Annotated in this window: 13 protein-coding genes; 6 read left to right on the top strand and 7 right to left on the bottom strand. The window is 38.4% G+C overall.

The window, feature by feature from the left end; genetic code table 11:
- Positions 1-135 precede the first annotated feature (135 nt).
- On the top strand, positions 136-1,794 hold the full coding sequence (locus tag AC6IWN_RS17130; RefSeq protein ID WP_497989067.1) for a phosphoenolpyruvate carboxykinase (ATP): 1,659 nt from the start codon (positions 136-138) through the stop codon (positions 1,792-1,794).
- A gap of 92 nt (positions 1,795-1,886) precedes the next feature.
- On the opposite strand, the gene yicI is transcribed toward AC6IWN_RS17130, so the two are convergent.
- The 4 genes from yicI to AC6IWN_RS17110 all read right to left on the bottom strand — a co-directional run bounded on the left by yicI (position 1,887) and on the right by AC6IWN_RS17110 (position 7,296).
- Positions 1,887-4,193: an alpha-xylosidase gene (gene yicI, locus AC6IWN_RS17125; protein WP_497989065.1), complete on the bottom strand. Its 2,307-nt coding sequence runs from the start codon at positions 4,191-4,193 to the stop codon at positions 1,887-1,889.
- Positions 4,194-4,234: 41 nt separating this feature from the next.
- The gene (locus AC6IWN_RS17120) at positions 4,235-5,068 is read right to left on the bottom strand and encodes a carbohydrate ABC transporter permease (protein WP_497989063.1); all 834 of its coding nucleotides are present in this window, start codon (positions 5,066-5,068) and stop codon (positions 4,235-4,237) included.
- Positions 5,068-5,958, bottom strand: coding sequence for a carbohydrate ABC transporter permease (locus AC6IWN_RS17115; RefSeq protein WP_497989061.1), 891 nt, complete (start codon positions 5,956-5,958; stop codon positions 5,068-5,070). The genes AC6IWN_RS17120 and AC6IWN_RS17115 overlap by 1 nt, the downstream gene beginning before the upstream one ends.
- 63 nt (positions 5,959-6,021) lie before the next feature.
- Positions 6,022-7,296 (bottom strand): ABC transporter substrate-binding protein, encoded by a 1,275-nt coding sequence (locus AC6IWN_RS17110; RefSeq protein WP_497989059.1) that lies wholly within the window; start codon positions 7,294-7,296, stop codon positions 6,022-6,024.
- A 172-nt stretch (positions 7,297-7,468) separates the two neighbouring features.
- Here AC6IWN_RS17110 and AC6IWN_RS17105 point away from each other — a divergent pair, with 172 nt between their 5' ends.
- Both AC6IWN_RS17105 and AC6IWN_RS17100 read left to right on the top strand, forming a co-directional pair.
- The gene (locus AC6IWN_RS17105) at positions 7,469-9,259 is read left to right on the top strand and encodes a sensor histidine kinase (RefSeq protein WP_497989057.1); all 1,791 of its coding nucleotides are present in this window, start codon (positions 7,469-7,471) and stop codon (positions 9,257-9,259) included.
- Positions 9,252-9,998, top strand: coding sequence for a response regulator transcription factor (locus AC6IWN_RS17100; protein WP_497989055.1), 747 nt, complete (start codon positions 9,252-9,254; stop codon positions 9,996-9,998). The genes AC6IWN_RS17105 and AC6IWN_RS17100 overlap by 8 nt, the downstream gene beginning before the upstream one ends.
- Positions 9,999-10,184: 186 nt before the next feature.
- Here AC6IWN_RS17100 and metG read toward each other — a convergent pair whose 3' ends face one another.
- Together metG and AC6IWN_RS17090 are read right to left on the bottom strand one after the other, a co-directional pair.
- Positions 10,185-12,161, bottom strand: a complete 1,977-nt coding sequence (gene metG, locus AC6IWN_RS17095; RefSeq protein WP_497989053.1) for a methionine--tRNA ligase — start codon at positions 12,159-12,161, stop codon at positions 10,185-10,187.
- Positions 12,162-12,392: 231 nt separating this feature from the next.
- Positions 12,393-12,554, bottom strand: a complete 162-nt coding sequence (locus AC6IWN_RS17090) for a hypothetical protein (RefSeq protein ID WP_497989051.1) — start codon at positions 12,552-12,554, stop codon at positions 12,393-12,395.
- 189 nt (positions 12,555-12,743) lie between these two features.
- On the opposite strand from AC6IWN_RS17090, the gene AC6IWN_RS17085 reads away from it, so the two are divergent.
- From AC6IWN_RS17085 to AC6IWN_RS17075, 3 genes are all read left to right on the top strand, one after another.
- A complete protein-coding gene (locus AC6IWN_RS17085) occupies positions 12,744-14,006 on the top strand; it encodes a CapA family protein (protein WP_497989050.1) in 1,263 nt (420 codons plus the stop codon).
- A gap of 382 nt (positions 14,007-14,388) precedes the next feature.
- Complete coding sequence (locus AC6IWN_RS17080; RefSeq protein ID WP_497989048.1) at positions 14,389-15,153, top strand: DUF8091 domain-containing protein; 765 nt, start codon at positions 14,389-14,391, stop codon at positions 15,151-15,153.
- Between the two features lie 79 nt (positions 15,154-15,232).
- Complete coding sequence (locus AC6IWN_RS17075) at positions 15,233-16,201, top strand: S1 RNA-binding domain-containing protein (RefSeq protein ID WP_497989046.1); 969 nt, start codon at positions 15,233-15,235, stop codon at positions 16,199-16,201.
- 212 nt (positions 16,202-16,413) lie between these two features.
- Here the strand turns inward: AC6IWN_RS17075 and AC6IWN_RS17070 are convergent, their stop codons facing one another.
- Positions 16,414-17,217 (bottom strand): GTP pyrophosphokinase, encoded by an 804-nt coding sequence (locus AC6IWN_RS17070; protein ID WP_497989044.1) that lies wholly within the window; start codon positions 17,215-17,217, stop codon positions 16,414-16,416.
- Positions 17,218-17,358 lie beyond the last annotated feature (141 nt).

Genomic DNA, 17,358 nt, shown 5'->3' with positions numbered 1-17,358 from the left:
TTTCCTTGTTTTTACTTTTATTCGTTGACATTTTAATTTCTGACAATTATACTAAATAAGAGCGATATTGTATACAGTAATACTCGTATGCCGTGTATGGCTTTTATTTAAAATACGAAATTAGGAGGATTTAACATGTCAACAAAAGCTTACTTTAAACGTGACGAAATCGGCACCGGAAAACCCGGGTTTTCTAAAACGCGTTCTATTATTGAGGCTGCATTTTATGGTAATAATGTTATAAAAGTGAATACTCTAAGAGAAGCTTATGAACTGGCAAAAAATTCACCAGGTACTGTAGTTACAGATATGCCGGTCTACCACGGCGAAGATTTCGGTTTGGAAAAAGATGCAAAGGTTTTATTATTTAACGACGGTTTTGTGACCGGGCGCGCTGCATCTGCAAGAAAGATAACCGGTGAACCCGGAGTAGACACGACCAATCTTGACAGTAAATTGATGGACGCTATCTATGACACTAGATACTCTACACTATACCACGCTGAAGTATTTATCGGATTGGATCCGGAATTTATGGTAAAGGCTCATTTATTAATACCGGAGGGCGAAGAAAATATTCTTTACTCCTGGATGCTTAATTTTCAATATATGTCTGATGAATATGTGAGAATGTATAAATCCTCTAAGCAGGTTGGGGACGAATGCGATATCTATATCTTCTCAAATCCCCAGTGGAAGCATACCGACCACCCTATGGGATTAACTTATTTTAATACAACCACAAACTGTGCTGCTCTTCTTGGTATGAGATACTTTGGTGAACACAAAAAAGGTACTCTGACTATAGCCTGGGCAATCGCTAATCGTAACGGTTATGCTTCCTGCCACGGCGGAGAGAAGAGATATAACCTGGCTGACGGTAAATCATATGTTGCTGCTGTATTCGGTCTCTCAGGATCCGGCAAATCAACCATAACCCATGCAAAGCATGGCAACAAATATGATGTGACGGTTCTTCATGATGATGCTTTCATTATCAATACAGAAACCGGTTCTTCTATCGCGATGGAGCCTACATACTTTGATAAAACTCAGGATTATCCCACAAACTGTGAGGATAACAAATACTTACTGACTGCTCAAAACTGTTCTGCAACGATCGACGAAGACGGCAAAGTCGTACTCGTAACGGAAGATATCCGTAATGGTAACGGTCGTGCAATCAAGTCAAAGCTGTGGTCGCCAAACCGTGTTGATAAGATTTATGAACCGGTTAACTCAATCTTCTGGATTATGAAAGATCCAACGATACCACCAATTGTTAAATTAAAAGGTGCTTCCTTGGCTTCCGTCATGGGCGCTACACTCGCCACTAAGAGAACAACCGCTGAGCGTCTCGCCCCGGGTGTTGACCCTAATGCATTGGTTGTTGAGCCTTATGCCAATCCATTCCGAACCTATCCTTTGGTAAACGACTATGAGAAGTTTAAGAAGCTCGTTGGGGAAAGAAACGTGGATTGTTATATCATCAATACCGGTGATTTCATGGGCAAGAAGGTTAAGCCCGCTGACACATTAGGTATAATCGAAGCCGTTGTAGAAGGCAAAACCAACTTTAAGCCTTGGGGACCGTTCTCTGATATTGAAATCTTTGAGTGGGATGGATTCGTTCCTAATCTTGATGATCCTGCTTACAAGGCTCAGTTGATTGCAAGAATGAAGGATCGAATCGCTTTCGTTGAATCAAGAGATACCGAAAAGGGTGGGTTTGATAAACTTCCTGAAGATGCACTCGAAGCGTTAAAGAATGTTGTAGCGGAGCTTGAAAAATAAATTTTAAAAAAGTGCTGTAGAAAATCCGGGATTTTCTACAGCACTTTTTATCTATTAATCTATATTACAATATAAAATATGCCTTTTTCTTATTACTTTACCGTCACTGAGAACCTATTCTCCACAGGAACAATGCGAATTCCGTCTTCTATTTCTTCACATACACAACCATTCGTGCAAGATAGCAGTTTCTTCTCGGTATGAAGGACTATTTCCACTCCAATCTTGATCAAACAGTTAAATTCATAACCATCCATGCTCGGTTTCACTGTTATCTCCAGCTCCGGATTTACGCTTTCATTATAGACCCTACAGGTTGTTTCTCTAGTCGGATAATATAGATGAACCACGGTGTCTTTGGCATAATCATATACCGGTGTAGATTCTTCTGTACCCATCGGTAGGAAATATTCTTCTCTCACAAAGAGGGGTAGTTCGAAATATCCGTACTGTCTTTGATACCAGCTTCCTCCCTCCACAACTTTACCGGTCAAAAGCTCCGTCCATCTACCCTTTGGTAGATAGAAGGAAACGTCACCGCTTTCGTTAAATACCGGTGCAACCAGCAGGGAATCACCCAGCATATATTGTCTGTCCAGATACTCACAAGCCGGATCATCTGGGAATTCGATATGCATCGGACGCATAACCGGAATACCCGTTAGGTGTGCTTCCACTGATTTGCTATAGATATAAGGCATCAGGCGGTACTTTAACTTCGTAAAGAAGCGTAGCACATCACATGCCTCATCATCATAGTTCCACGGAACACGATAAGAATCCGATCCATGCAATCTGCTGTGAGAGGACAGCATACCAAACTGAACCCATCTCTTATATACACTTGCAGATCCTTCATCCTCAAAACCGCCAATGTCATGGCTCCATAGAGCGAATCCACTATCCATTAAGGAGAGACCACCACGTAAGCTCTCTGCCATAGATACGAACTGACTTGTGCTATCACCGCCCCAATGAACCGGGAACTGCTGCCCGCCCACTGTTGCACTTCTGGCAAAAAGAATTGCCTGACCTTCACCTTTCTCCTGCTTTAGTAATTCGAATACCGTCTGGTTATAAAGTTGTGTATAGTAATTGTGCATCTTTAGGGTATCTGCACCGTTATGATACTGAACATTAACCGGGATTCTCTCACCAAAATCAGTCTTAAAGCAATCCACGCCCATATCCAGTAGCGCTTTTAGCTTACTCTTATACCAGGCTACCGCGTCCGGATTCGTAAAATCTACCAATGCCATACCGGCCTGCCACATATCCCATTGCCAAACGTCACCCTCAGAATTCTTAAGCAGATATCCAAGGTCCATACCTTCTTGAAAGAGAGGGGATTTCTCTGCGATATACGGATTAATCCAGAGACAAATTTTTAGTCCCTTCGCATGAAGACGTTCTATCATACCTTTCGGATCCGGGAACATGTTCTTATCCCAGATAAAGCTGCACCATTCAAAGGCCTCCATCCAGAAAGTATCAAAGTGGAACACACTTAACGGAAGGCCTCTTTCCTCCATTCCATCAACAAAGCTATTTACCGTAGCTTCGTCGTAATTGGTTGTAAAGGAGGTTGTTAACCATAGCCCATAGCTCCATTTTGGAAGAAGTGGCACTCTACCGGTTAGGGCGGTATACTTTTCTAATATATCCTTAGGAGTTGGTCCATATATTATATAGTATTCGATATTTTCATCCTGCACCGAGAATTGTACCGATTCTACCTTCTCGCTTGCTACTTCAAAGCTGACTTTACCCGGATGATTTACAAACACACCATAGCCTTGATTGGTGAAATAGAATGGTATTGATTTATAGGATATCTCGCTGGAGGTTCCTCCATCCTCATTCCATATGTCGATGGACTGACCATTCTTTACAAATGCGGTAAAACGCTCACCAAAACCGTATACTGTCTCCCCTACATCAAGGGAAAGGGAAGAAACTATAAATCTTCTTCCATCCTTATGGGTCATCTGTGACAAATCCTTATGTTTACTGGAAGTAAGCGGCTTGCCATTAGCGGTATAAGTAAGCATCGGACTTCCGTATTCTACCGAAAGCTTTAATGCACCGGAAGATATCGAAGCACTTCTTTCATCGATTGATATCACCGGTTTAACCGGTGCTTCCGCTACAGTAAATTCCGGCGCTTTTTTATATTTACCGCCATGAGCAGTCAGCGTAACCTTTAGTACATCCTCCATGGGTGCACTTGCAGTAATTTTCATCAATCCGATATTGAGTGTGTTACCTCTGTTTTGAACCTTTTTATAAGGAGCATAGATATATAATGTATCATTTTCTTCTCTTGCGGTGTATATGTCTTGGACATAGTTTGCTGTAAATTCAGGCTTAACAACCCAAAAACCATCTGTAAATTTCATATCTATCCTTCACTTTCTATAAAATTTATAATCATACTTTACTATCCCTTTACCGCACCGGCTATCATACCTTTAATAATGTGCTTTTGGAAAATCAGATAGATAATTAGAGCAGGAATAATAATCATAATGGCTGCTGCCATAATATTCTGCCATTCCATCTTGTACTGACCCATAAATGAATATGCGGCCAGCTGCAGGGTCTGGTTCTTTTTATCTGTTCCAAGTACTAGGAGCGGAAGTAAAAAGTCATTCCAAACCCACATCGCATTTACTACGACGACTGCTGCCGTTACTGATTTTAAGAGGGGGAATATAATTCTTGTAAACAATTGAAATTGATTGCAGCCGTCAATAATCGCTGCTTCCTCAAGCTCCAGTGGTATGGATTTTGCAAAACCTTGATACAGGAAGATTGCCATCGGTGCGCCAAGACCCCAATATACCACGGTAATTCCTAACACACTATTTGTAAGATGCATCTGCCTGGATACCTGTACAAGGGTAATCATAAAGGACTGGAAGGGTATCATCATCGGCATAATACAAAACAGGAATACGTATTTACTGAGCTTTGTTTTGGTTCTTGCTAATTTATAACCTGCCATGGATCCAATTATTATTATACCAAAAACTCCTATCAATGTAATAATAAAAGTATTAATAAATGCTTTTGGATAATCCATGGTCTCAAATACTTTTTTAAAGTTGTCAAAGGAGAATACTTTCGGGAGGGAGAGCGCATTGAGCATAACCTGACTATAGGACTTAAAGGAATTGGTAACCATAAGCACAAGTGGTAACAAATAGATCACCAGAAAACACATCAGTAAAAGCGTAATCAGTATCGTAGTAAGATTGCGTTTTCTTCTCATTATGATTCTACCTCCTTATTCTTGAAAAAGTTAATCTGTATAACCGATATCGCTGCAACGATAATGAATAAAACAACACTCTTCGCAGTTCCATATCCCATCATCTGCTTTCCGAAAGCGGTATTATAGATATCGAGTGACATCGGTGTAGTAGCAGCGCCAGGGCCGCCACCTGTAAGACTGAAGATAAGATCGAACATCTTCATGGAATTTGCCACCGAGTAAAACATACAGAAAGAAATTGAAGGCATGATCATCGGTAGTGTTATCTTGAAGAATTTTCGAAATGAACTTGCGCCGTCAATCATGGCTGCTTCACCGATATCCTCTGGTACAGATTGTAATCCTGCTATGTAGATTACCATATAAAATCCTAACCCTTGCCAAACTGAGATAAAGATTACGGAAGCAACCGCTAGCTTTGGATCACCCAACCAGCTCATATCAAAGAATCCGATACTTGAAACTGTCGCCAACTGGTCAAATACACGTGTGCAGATGAATTTCCATATGAAACCGATTACTACAAGACTGATGATATTAGGTAGATAAAAGGCTGTTCGAAAGAGTCCCTTAGCACGAATCTTTGATTCCAATAATTGCGCAAATAATAGTGCAAATATATTAACGAAGATTACAACAAACAATGCATAGATAAATGTGAAAACCACCGCATGGAGAAAGGAGGGATCATCCGTAAATAGACGAATATAGTTCTTCAAACCGATAAAGGTTGAAACCTTATCGATACCATTCCAACTGCGGAAGGAATAATTGATAGTAGATAAAAACGGAATTCCTACAAACAACATAATTGCAATAATTGCCGGTGATGTATATACAAAAAATTGCAATGTGGAGGTAAACTTTTTGGAAGTTTTTTTGCTCATTAGAACGATCCTTTCGTTATAAAAGGTAGGGGATGTTGTAACCCCCTACCCCACTAAATATCTTTACTGTTGATAAGCGTCCTTGAATACTTTGGTCAGGGCTGTTTTCGTCTGTGCACGATCAGCACTTCCTGCAACATAAGCTTGTAATGCTTCGCCAAATGGTTGTTCCATTTTTGATGGAGCATTAAAGATCCACCAAGGGCAAATATCGCCTGATTGTTGCGCTGCTGCAGTATCTTTTGCTAATTGTGTATCAGGTGCCGGTGCTCCAACAAGCGGTGAGTTCTGTTTAACCACTTCAGGAACCCATTTCTTACCATAATCAGAGGTTGATAACCAGTTTAAGAATTTTAAAACTTCATCACGATTCTTGGAATCCTTTGCCACACGGAAAGTGAGGTTTGATTCTACTGCTGTTACATCCTTGCCATCCAAACGAGGTGCAGCTAAGAATCCGATATTAATATCAGGGCTGATTGCTCGAATGCTTCCCTCTGCCCAGGTTCCCTGATGAATCATAGCTACCTTACCAGATGCTAAATCAGATACCTGTACATCGAAAGTTGATTCCATCGGTTTTTTACCACTGTTATTCTTAATCATATCAAGAAGATCTAGTGCATAATCAATCTGAGGAAGATCACCGAATTTTAATGCGCCACTTTGAACATCACCAAAGAGTTTTACATAGTCACCCTTGTATGCATCACTCATAGAAGGATAGGTTGTCTGAGGCATAACCCACCATTCACCAAAACCAGAGCTAAAAGGTTGTACCTTAATTGCCTTAAGCTTTTCACAAGCAGCCTTATAATCATCAAGTGTCTTAGGTAATGCAGTGATTCCTGCTTTTTCAAAAAGATCTTTATTATAAATGAAGGAATGTGCTTGAACAAGGAATGGATAACCGGTTACTTTGCCATCTACCGACACACTGGATAGAAGCGCCGGATCAATGTTTTTTATAAAGCCTTCATTCGTGATATCATAGATATAATCCTTATAAGTTGTGTTATCACTATAAGCACTAGTCATAAACAGATCAGGAACATTTCCTGAATTAAGTTTCGTTGTTAACACAGTCTGATAATCATTCTGTAAGATATCCATCTCAACTGTTACGTTCGGGAACTCTTTATGATACTCAGCGGCCATAGCCTTATAAGCATCTGTGTTCTCCGGACTGTTTAACATAAAGTGAAGTGTTACCGGTTCACTCGAGCTTTTGTCTCCTGCGGGAGTTGGTTTATCATTTGTTGATGTATTACTGGAACAACCTACAAGGGATGATACCAGTAAGAGCGATACTAACATTACAGCAAAAAGCTTTTTCATAAATATCTCCTCCTAAAAAATGTTGAATTATGTTTTGTAATCTGATTATATCATTGTCAGAATATATGGTGAATGCAATATCCAAAACGCTTATGGGTAAAAAAATGAACAAAAATATCCTTGGAATTAATGATTATTCCGTGTTATAATACCAAATACGAGGTGATTTAAGTTGAAATTTATAAAGAATAAAATAAATGCATTATCCATGGCAGTCCAACTAACCGTCATGCTCGTTCTATCAATGACCATTATTCTATTTTTGGTCGTTGGCTATTCTTATATTAGAAACATCGATACAATTAACAAGCTAGAGGCCTCCGGTCAGCAGGCTCTTCTTTCCTTAGAAGATAAAAATCTAAATTCCTATGCAAACCAGCTTGATCAGTACTCTTTGCTGCTTCGAAGTGATGAGTCTTTTATGAAGCTGATTTCCTCTAATGAGGGATTAACCCAAAGCAACATTATATATATTCAGAATCTTCTTCGCGTAAATTTCTATTCCCGTAACGATTTAAACCGATATGATTTATATTTAGTGAATCAAAAATCCTCATTTTCCATATCAAAAACCAATCGTAATATAATCATGAAACCCTTCTTATCCGTGGGTGAATTAATGGGCTCTGTAATATTTACACAACCACCTTACTTTCGTGCAATATATCCTGCACCAAACGATAATGATTTTATTATATACTATAGAACAATCATAGATATAAAAACACAAAAGCCCCTTGCCATCGTTAAGTTAAGCATTAATAATTCATACCCCAATGAACTTGCTCGTACTCAAACCGAGAATAACTCAATATTTTGCATATCCAATGAAAACGGTAGAATTCTATACAGTAGTAACCCGGAGATCATCAGTAAGAAAGATTATAATCCGAAGTTAACTTTAGCGAATAAGAATCAACAAACGGGCATTATTAATTTAGGAAGTGATAAATACTTATTTGTTTCAATTAAGGATTCCGAAAGTGGATGGTCTGTATTTTCCTTAAGTTCACAGAATATCACTGATCAGCTAGCTAATTTAACGCGTAATGTTACGATCATTATCGGTGTCATCGCTATTGCAATTGCCACCTTGCTTGCCATACTTCTTGTTAAACTGTTTACCAGGCCGCTATCCAAGTTGGCACATCGTTTGCGTCAGGTAGGTAAGGGTAATTTCAAAACCACGATTGATATCAGTGGTTGTAGTGAAATCAGTACATTAACAGAAGATTTCAACGGAATGATTACTCAGATAACTGATTTAATTGAGAAAAACTACGTCACAGAACTTAGAGAAAAAACCGCCAGATTACTTGCTCTAGAGGCAGAAATCAATCCTCATTTTCTTTACAACACCCTTCAAACCATTAGCGCCAAGGCCGTAGAAAATGACCAGCTGCATATTCATGAGATGATCTTATCTCTCTCTAATATGTTCCGCTATTCCATAAAAGGTGGTGATTTGGTTCCGATCAAGGAAGAGCTAAAACATGTAGAAGATTATCTCTTTTTACAAAAATCCAGGTTTGAGGATCTTGTGGAATATTACATTCATGCACCTGAAGATTGTTTGGATATTCAAGTGCCGAAGCTATCCTTTATCACAATGATTGAAAACTCTATCATATACGGTATGGAGGGCTCCGGTCAAAAGATTGAAATAAACATTACCGTTCAAAAATGCAAGGATTATATCCTGTTGAGGGTAGAAGATAATGGAATGGGAATCCCTCCGGACAAGTTAAGTTCCATCAAGAAATCTCTGGAGGACGTAGACGTGATCGATACTTCAGGTAAAAACCGAAGCATCGGTCTATATAATATTGCTAGCCGACTTAAGATCTTATATAACAAACGTGCCACATTAGAGGTTGACAGTGTCTACGGCAAATACACTTGTATCAGTATTAAGATTTTTCCTATTGATGACTCAGAGTTGGAGGGTGGTTTTAATGTATAAGGCGTTAATTATTGATGATGAAAAATCCTCACGTATATTAATCTCAAAGCTTGGTCGGTGGCAGGATTTCGGAATCGAGCCTCCAATCACCGCAACAAATGGTGAAGATGGCATCTCGATGATTCGCGATTTCCATCCCAACATTGTATTTGTAGATATGCAGATGCCCATTATGGATGGCAATGAATTCTTAAAGCTGGCCTCCGTCAGTTTCCCCTCCATAAAGTATATTGTGATCAGTGGCCACGATGAATTCTCCTATGTAAAAACCGCTCTTCAGACTAAAGCCATCGATTACTTGCTAAAACCGATATCCGGCAAGGAATTGAATGAGGTGATCGCACTTGCTGTATCTTCGCTAAATAATGATACAGGACAGTCTACGGATACGGATATCAAGCAGTTAGAAACCTATAATACTGCTGAGATACCGGAGGTTATTAAGAACTATCTCAATGAAAACTATACTACAGAAATTAATTTAACTGATATTAGTGAAAAATATCATTTTACCAAGGAATACTTATCTAAATTATTTAAAAAGAGCTATGGAATTGGTATCTATGAATATGTTCTTTCTTTACGAATGAATCGGGCAAAGGAGTTATTGTTACGTGACGATATTCAGATACAACAGATATCCGATCTTTTGGGCTATAGTAATAGTAATTATTTTAGTAAGGCCTTTAAGAATTATTTTTTAATCTCCCCAACCGATTTTAGAGAAATGAAGCAGTAATGCATTATCTATCTACTCCATACTGTTTATGACTGTATAATGATTGAAAATAGAATACTAAAAAATAAAGAATTATTTTATTATATTAAACGGGAAGGTTATAGAATGTAACTCTATTCTAGAACCTTCCCGAATTATTAATTTATAAATCTAGCTTAACGATTAATCTACTTTTATTTCCTAAGCTTAAGCAATCTCTGCTCCTGCAGGCATTGGCTTCTCCGGCACCATAAGAGATAAATTACCTTCTGCATCCTCTGCACATAAGAGCATACCCTCTGATAATATACCTGCTAAGGTTGCAGGCTTAAGATTTACAACTACCATAACCTTCTTACCTACCATCTCTTCAGCAGAATAATGCTGTTTGATTCCTGATACAATTTGCTTTACCTGGGAACCAATTTTTACCTGTGAACATAATAATTTCTTGGATTTCTTAACTTCCTCACAGGCGATGATTTCACCAATCTGGAACTGTAACTTTGCAAAATCGTCATAAGTAATCTCCGCTTTTGCTTCGATATCAATCACGTCTGCTGCCTTTGTTTCTTCTACCACAGCTTCTGTTGATACCTTTTCTACTTCTTTTGATGCTTCCACTTTTTCAAGTACCTCCTTAAGATCAAGTCTTGCAAATAAAATCTCCGGTGTTTCGGTCACCTTTGTACCGTCTTCATATAAACCATAGGAGGAGAGGTCTTCAATCGTTCTTTCCTTTGCGTTAAGCTGTGTTAAGATTTTCTTAGCTGTTTCCGGCATAAAGGACGCAAGTAAGGTTGCTCCGATACAGATGCTCTCAGTCAGGTTATAAAGAACGGTTTCCAGACGTGCCTTCTTCTCTTCCTCTTTTGCTAATACCCAAGGCATGGTCTCATCAATATATTTGTTACAACGTTTAAACAACGTAAATATCTCGCTGATTGCATCAGCCACACGAAGCAGCTCCATCTTTGCTGCGACTTTCTTAGGTGTTTCAAGAGCTAAGGCGATGAGTTCCTCATCCACTGCTTCTGTTACTTTACCATTTTGAACGATACCACCAAAGTACTTATTGGACATAGATATTGTTCTGTTCACAAGGTTTCCTAAGGTATTGGCAAGATCAGAATTGATACGCTCTACCAACAGCTCCCAAGTGATAATTCCGTCATTTTCAAACGGCATTTCATGAAGCACGAAGTAACGAACCGCATCTACACCAAATAATTCAACCAAATCATCGGCATAAATTACATTACCCCTGGACTTACTCATCTTGTCACCTGCATTACCCTGTAACAACCAAGGATGACCGAATACCTGAGTCGGTAATTCTTCTCCAAGCGCCATTAACATGATTGGCCAATAGATGGTGTGAAAGCGAAGAATATCCTTACCAATCAGATGTAAGTCTGCCGGCCAGAATTTCTTATACAGGTCACTGCTATTACCGTCGGCATCATAGCCGATACCGGTGATGTAGTTGCTTAATGCATCAATCCATACATATACGACATGTCTGTCATCAAAGTCTACCGGAATACCCCATTTGAATGAGGTTCTGGATACACAGAGATCTTGAAGTCCAGGAAGCAAGAAATTATTCATCATCTCATTCTTTCTGGATTCCGGCTGAATGAATTCGGGATGTGTATTAATATGCTCAATCAAACGATCCGCATACTTGCTAAGCTTTAAGAAATATGCCTCTTCCTTGGCAGGCTGTACCTCTCTGCCACAGTCCGGACATTTTCCATCCACTAACTGTGAAGAAGTGAAGAAAGATTCACAAGGGGTACAATACATTCCTTCATAAGTTCCTTTATAGATATCACCCTGCTCATACAGCTTTTTAAATATCTTTTGAATCTGAACCTCATGATCCGCGTCTGTAGTACGAATAAACTTATCATAGGAGGTATTCATTAAATCCCAGATGTCTTTGATGGTTCCGGCAACATTATCAACGAATTCCTTCGGAGTTGTTCCTGCCTCAGCAGCTTTTAACTCGATTTTCTGTCCGTGCTCATCCGTTCCTGTCTGAAAGAATACTTCATGACCTTCAAATCTCTTATAACGTGCGATACTGTCTGCTAATACGATCTCATAACTATTACCGATATGTGGTTTACCGGAAGTATATGCAATCGCGGTTGTAATATAATACGGTTTTTTACTCATTTCCTATCATTCCTTTCACTATTTCATTTAATTAACATATTATCTTCATGCTTCTTCATCGTAGCCACCGAGTTCTCATTCTGTCTGGAACGCCCAGCATATTTCCTAAGAAATATAATAAAAAAACCCCCGCCTTTAAAATCACTTTAAAGACGAGAGAAACTCTCGTGGTACCACTTTAATTTGCCCTTACTTTACAGTAAAAGCCTCCATCGCTGCTATGAACTACAGCTAAGCAATATAACGGTTGCATCCGTCGCAGCCTAAGATTTCTCCTCGGTGCGCAGCTCCAAGACCATCTTCAGCAGCTTCTTCGTATCCGCCCCTCGGGCACATAGAACTTCGTTCATCTCCCCTTCTCAGCTTACCGGGGTTCTCTGTTGACCGATCCACTACCTACTCTTCTTTTCATTGCCTTTACAATATTTATGCAAAGTATATCATGCTGATTTTCCTTTGTCAAAGGCTTTCTACCTTAAGAACTTGTATTATTCCTGATAGTTGTTATAATGAAATGTATAAAATCAAAATATGTTTTGCAATTCTTATTAATTGCGAGTATTGGCAGAATGGAGCATTGTTATGAAAGTATCTAATAAAGCATTATCTCACAAAAGATTGATCCTATACATATTATTCTCATTATTATTGTTACTTTTTATACCGTTAAGTTCTTGTGGTACCAAAAGAGCTTCATTATATAATGAAAACAATCAACAGGATAACAAGACCCCAACGTTAAAACCTTCACTTAATGATAATAAGACGGATACCATTCCTGTGACAGCCGCCACTACTACCAAGAAGAAATCTACCTCGGTAACTTTATTGGCAGTCGGTGATAATTTAATACATATCCAGATTATCGAAAGTGGCAAGAAGAAAAATGGTACTTATAATTATGATCATCTTTATTCCAAGATAAAGAAAGATATCTCGGCTGCAGATATTGCCGTGATCAATCAGGAAACAATATTTGGCGGAAAAAGTATCCCTTATACCGGATACCCTTCTTTTAATTCCCCGACCCAGATCGGCGATGCCGTGATTAAGGCTGGATTTGATGTTGTTCTTCAAGCCTCCAATCATACCCTGGATAAGGGTGTTAAGGGAGTAGAAAATACTTTGTCCTATTGGAAGAAACATCCCAAAATTACGGTACTGGGAATCAACTCTTCTCAAAAGGAACGCGATAAGATTGATATCGTCAACAAGAATGGTATTAAAATAGCCATGCTAAACTATACCTTCGGATTAAATGGTGGTAAAAAACCACCTAAGAACAAATCCTATCTTGTTAATATTATCGATAAAAAGAAAATGGCTGCGGATATAAAAAAGGCAAAAGCACAATCAGATTTTGTAGTTGTGTTTCCACATTGGGGCACCGAATATACCTATTCCCCGACCAAATACCAAAAGGATTTGACCCAATTTTTCTATAACAATGGAGTGGATCTTATCATTGGAGCTCACCCTCATGTAATCGAACCCGTAAAATGGATTAAAACAAAACCCAATCATAGTATGTTAGTGTATTATTCCTTAGGTAATTTTATCTCATATCAAAGGGAAGCTCCCCGTATGCTTGGCGGTATGGCAAAAGTAACAATTACGAAAGATTCCTCCGGAACTCGTATTACGAAATCATCCATCACCCCAATTGTAACCCATTATGAAAATGGACCTGCGGACTATCATTATGGCATCTATAAGCTCCATGATTATAATGAAAAATTAGCGAAACGACACGGAGTTTCAGACTTAGCAAAGCAAGGTAACATAACCTATAAGAAGCTTTGTAACCTGGCAAAGCAGGTTCTCGGTAGCTGGTATAAACCCTGATTATGAAATCGATGAACTTAACAATCTTCCTGCATACCACTCATTACTTTTTCTTAAGTATTTGAGTAGTATGTAGGAATAAACAAATAAGGTTGACCGAAAAGGTATATCATAAAGACATACGTTTCAGTCAACCTTATTCTATCATCTACCCTCTCGCTTCCCCAGCTTCTTCCTCCGGATAATACCTTCTCACGTACTAGCCTTTATCAGATTATCAAATTTTAGGCAATATGTCAATAGGAATTATCATATTTTATGATTATTATGTAATAATGCATAAAAGAATTTCCAACTTTTATTGCTTACTATGTTCTGTATTGCTTAATATGATGGAATCCTTTATTCTTAATGTAAGATATGAAGAAGGTGAGAAGAAGTAATGGATAAGCAATTATTTGATCAAATATGCGATGATGTGATTGGACAAATTCAAACGAGAAATGGGATCGGAACATTAGCTGAAAAAACAGTCCATTCTGTAATAAAAAACTATCTGGCACCCGACCAAATTCTCCATGAGATTAAAGTAGCCGGCTTTGTAGCGGATATCTGCACCGGCAACGAAATTATTGAAGTTCAAACAAGGAATTTTGATAAGCTTCGAAGAAAGCTTCAAGCATTTCTCGTAGTTTCACCCGTTACCATCGTATATCCTATCCACAATATCAAATGGATTCGGTGGGTTAATCCACAAACAGGTGAAATTAGTCCACGTAGAAAATCACCAAAGTCAGGATCACCCTACAGTATCTTTCCAGAATTGTATAAAATAAAGGATTTCCTGCTTAATCCAAATCTCAAGCTTAAGATTATTATGATGAATTTGGAGGAATATCGTTTTCTTGACGGATGGAGCCAGGATAAAAAGAAAGGATCCACTCGCTGCGACCGCATCCCAACCGAACTAGTCAAAGAGGTGGAAATCAATACATTGATGGATTACCGACTATTAATCCCGGATACACTTGGCGAAACCTTTACCTCCAAAGATTATAAGAAAGATTCCGGACTATCCCTGCACCATGCACAAACTGCGCTACGTATACTCCATTATATCGGCCTTGTTGAAAGAATTGGGAAGAAGGGCAATACTTTTGTATATTCCCGTAGAAATTATGACTTTTTGGATACACCGATTAACTAATTACACAGTAAAATCATTAATTTTTCCAAGTATATGTGGTATACTTGATATTAATATTAACATAAAGGAGGTTCGACTTATGAATGATGTATCAAATGAACAGATTGAAAATAACTCTGTAGAAGAGGAGGTTACTGCTGAAGTAATCCCGTCAATGGATGAATTCAAAGAGGAGATTGCTCGCTCTTTCAAGAAAGTCAAAGAAGGTGATATACTTACCGGTACCGTAATCGGTATCTCTGAATCCGAAGTAATTCTTGATCTTGGTTATTATGCAGAGGGAATTATAAAATTAGAGGAATTAAGCAATGACCCTTCCTTCTCCATCAAAGCCGATGTTACGATGGGCGAAGAATTATCCACAATTGTAATTCGTGAGGATGACGGTCAGGGCAATATATTACTTTCCAGAAAACGTGCAGATGATATTCTAGCATGGGATCATCTGGTAGAGGCTCTAAGTAATAAAACAAAATATACCGTTAAAATATCACAAGCCGTTAATGGCGGAGTAGTAACTTATTTACACGGTGTTCGTGCCTTCATCCCAGCTTCCCAGTTATCCCTATCCTACGTTGAGGATCTATCAGAGTGGATTGGTAAAGAAGTGGAAGTAGTCGTGATTACAGCATCCTCTGAAGATAAGAAGTTGGTTTTATCAGCAAAGGAAGTGGAACGTGAAAAAGAAAGTAATGAGAAGAGTAATAAAATCTCTCACCTCCAGATAGGAATTGTAACCACCGGCGTAGTAGAAAAGATAGCTCCGTATGGCGCATTTGTTAACATTGGAGACGGATTAACCGGATTAGTTCATATCTCTCAAATCTGTGATAAACGAATCAAATCTCCGAATGAGGTTCTAAAAGAAGGGGAGACTGTAACGGTTAAGATCATCGATGTGAAAGAAGGTAAGATAAGCTTAAGCATCAAAGCAGTTGAAGAAAAAGAAGAAGTCGTTGAAGATATTGAAGTGGCCCCTTACACATTTACCACCGGGGAAGAAGCGACTACAGGACTTGCTGCATTGTTAAAGAATATTAAGCTATAATATGGTTAATGACAAAAGAGGTACACTTAACTCTAGTCATATAATTATCTTATAGAGCTTGAGATATCGAATTGATTAATTTGACAGTGCGTTCTGACTTGAGTGTAGACAAATAGGATATTAAAGTTCAAGGTAACAAAACTCATGTTGGTCTTTGAACTTCAATATCCTATTATATTGTTGTATAGTTTTTATTAATGTAAAATCACACTCTAGCGAAAGCCAAAAAATGTTCGTTTTTTCGTCTTTTCACTTTCCACTGTATTTTCTTCGTTTGAAATCGTCACTTCAATTGTGTTTTCTTCCTCTTCCACGATGGTACCGAAGGTTTCAGCCACCACAGTTCGGTGCTTGGTGGTCATTTCAGAATGGTATTCTCCAATTCTATCTTTGCTATAGCTTCTAATCTCATCATTTAGTTTTAACATCTTTTGATCAAGATACGATACAATATCAGAGCACTCCTTTAACTCCTTACGAATATGCTCCGGTGCTCCACCCTCGAATTTATAATAGATCTTATGCTCCAAGCTCGCCCAAAAATCCATCGCAATGGTTCGAATTTGTATCTCAACCTTGGTCTCTACGGTACGATCTGAGAGGAAAACCGGAATTGATACAATCATATGATAACTTGTGTAACCGTTTTCTTTCGGACACATAATATAATCCTTTACCTTCAGCACCTTGATATCACTTTGTTTGGCAATTAAATCTGCAATTCGATAGATATCAGAAGTAAACGAGCAGATAATTCTGATTCCTGCCACGTCATTAACATACTTTACTATGTTTTCAATCGTTAATTCTCTGTTATTATGTCTAAGCTTTTTCTCAATACTCTGAGGTGTTTTGATTCTTGATGTAATATGTTCAATCGGATTATATTGATGATCCATTTTGAATTCATTGTTTAATATCTCTAACTTTGTGCTTATCTCTTTTAGCGCAGCATCATACAATAACAAAGCGCTTCCCCAATCCTCTGCTTCGCTATAAAACACCGGTAACTCCATTTTTAAGTACCACCTTATCCTTTTATATCATTCACCAACTACTATGGTAATCTGTGTTCATATCTTATTTACGTTTTTTATTATATCATAGAAATATGAACAATTCTTGAAGTTTTAAAAGATTAATCAAAAATTAAGAAT

This window comes from Variimorphobacter sp. HTMS_6, from assembly GCF_059717775.1.
This window is presented reverse-complemented; position numbering and strand designations above follow the sequence as displayed.

Coding starts and splice junctions, on each gene's coding strand:
- AC6IWN_RS17130 (WP_497989067.1), top strand. CDS start 136: ATGTCAACAAAAGCTTACTTTAAACGTGACGAAATCGGCACCGGAAAA.
- yicI (WP_497989065.1), bottom strand. CDS start 4,193: ATGAAATTTACAGATGGTTTTTGGGTTGTTAAGCCTGAATTTACAGCA.
- AC6IWN_RS17120 (WP_497989063.1), bottom strand. CDS start 5,068: ATGAGAAGAAAACGCAATCTTACTACGATACTGATTACGCTTTTACTG.
- AC6IWN_RS17115 (WP_497989061.1), bottom strand. CDS start 5,958: ATGAGCAAAAAAACTTCCAAAAAGTTTACCTCCACATTGCAATTTTTT.
- AC6IWN_RS17110 (WP_497989059.1), bottom strand. CDS start 7,296: ATGAAAAAGCTTTTTGCTGTAATGTTAGTATCGCTCTTACTGGTATCA.
- AC6IWN_RS17100 (WP_497989055.1), top strand. CDS start 9,252: ATGTATAAGGCGTTAATTATTGATGATGAAAAATCCTCACGTATATTA.
- metG (WP_497989053.1), bottom strand. CDS start 12,161: ATGAGTAAAAAACCGTATTATATTACAACCGCGATTGCATATACTTCC.
- AC6IWN_RS17085 (WP_497989050.1), top strand. CDS start 12,744: ATGAAAGTATCTAATAAAGCATTATCTCACAAAAGATTGATCCTATAC.
- AC6IWN_RS17080 (WP_497989048.1), top strand. CDS start 14,389: ATGGATAAGCAATTATTTGATCAAATATGCGATGATGTGATTGGACAA.
- AC6IWN_RS17075 (WP_497989046.1), top strand. CDS start 15,233: ATGAATGATGTATCAAATGAACAGATTGAAAATAACTCTGTAGAAGAG.
- AC6IWN_RS17070 (WP_497989044.1), bottom strand. CDS start 17,217: ATGGAGTTACCGGTGTTTTATAGCGAAGCAGAGGATTGGGGAAGCGCT.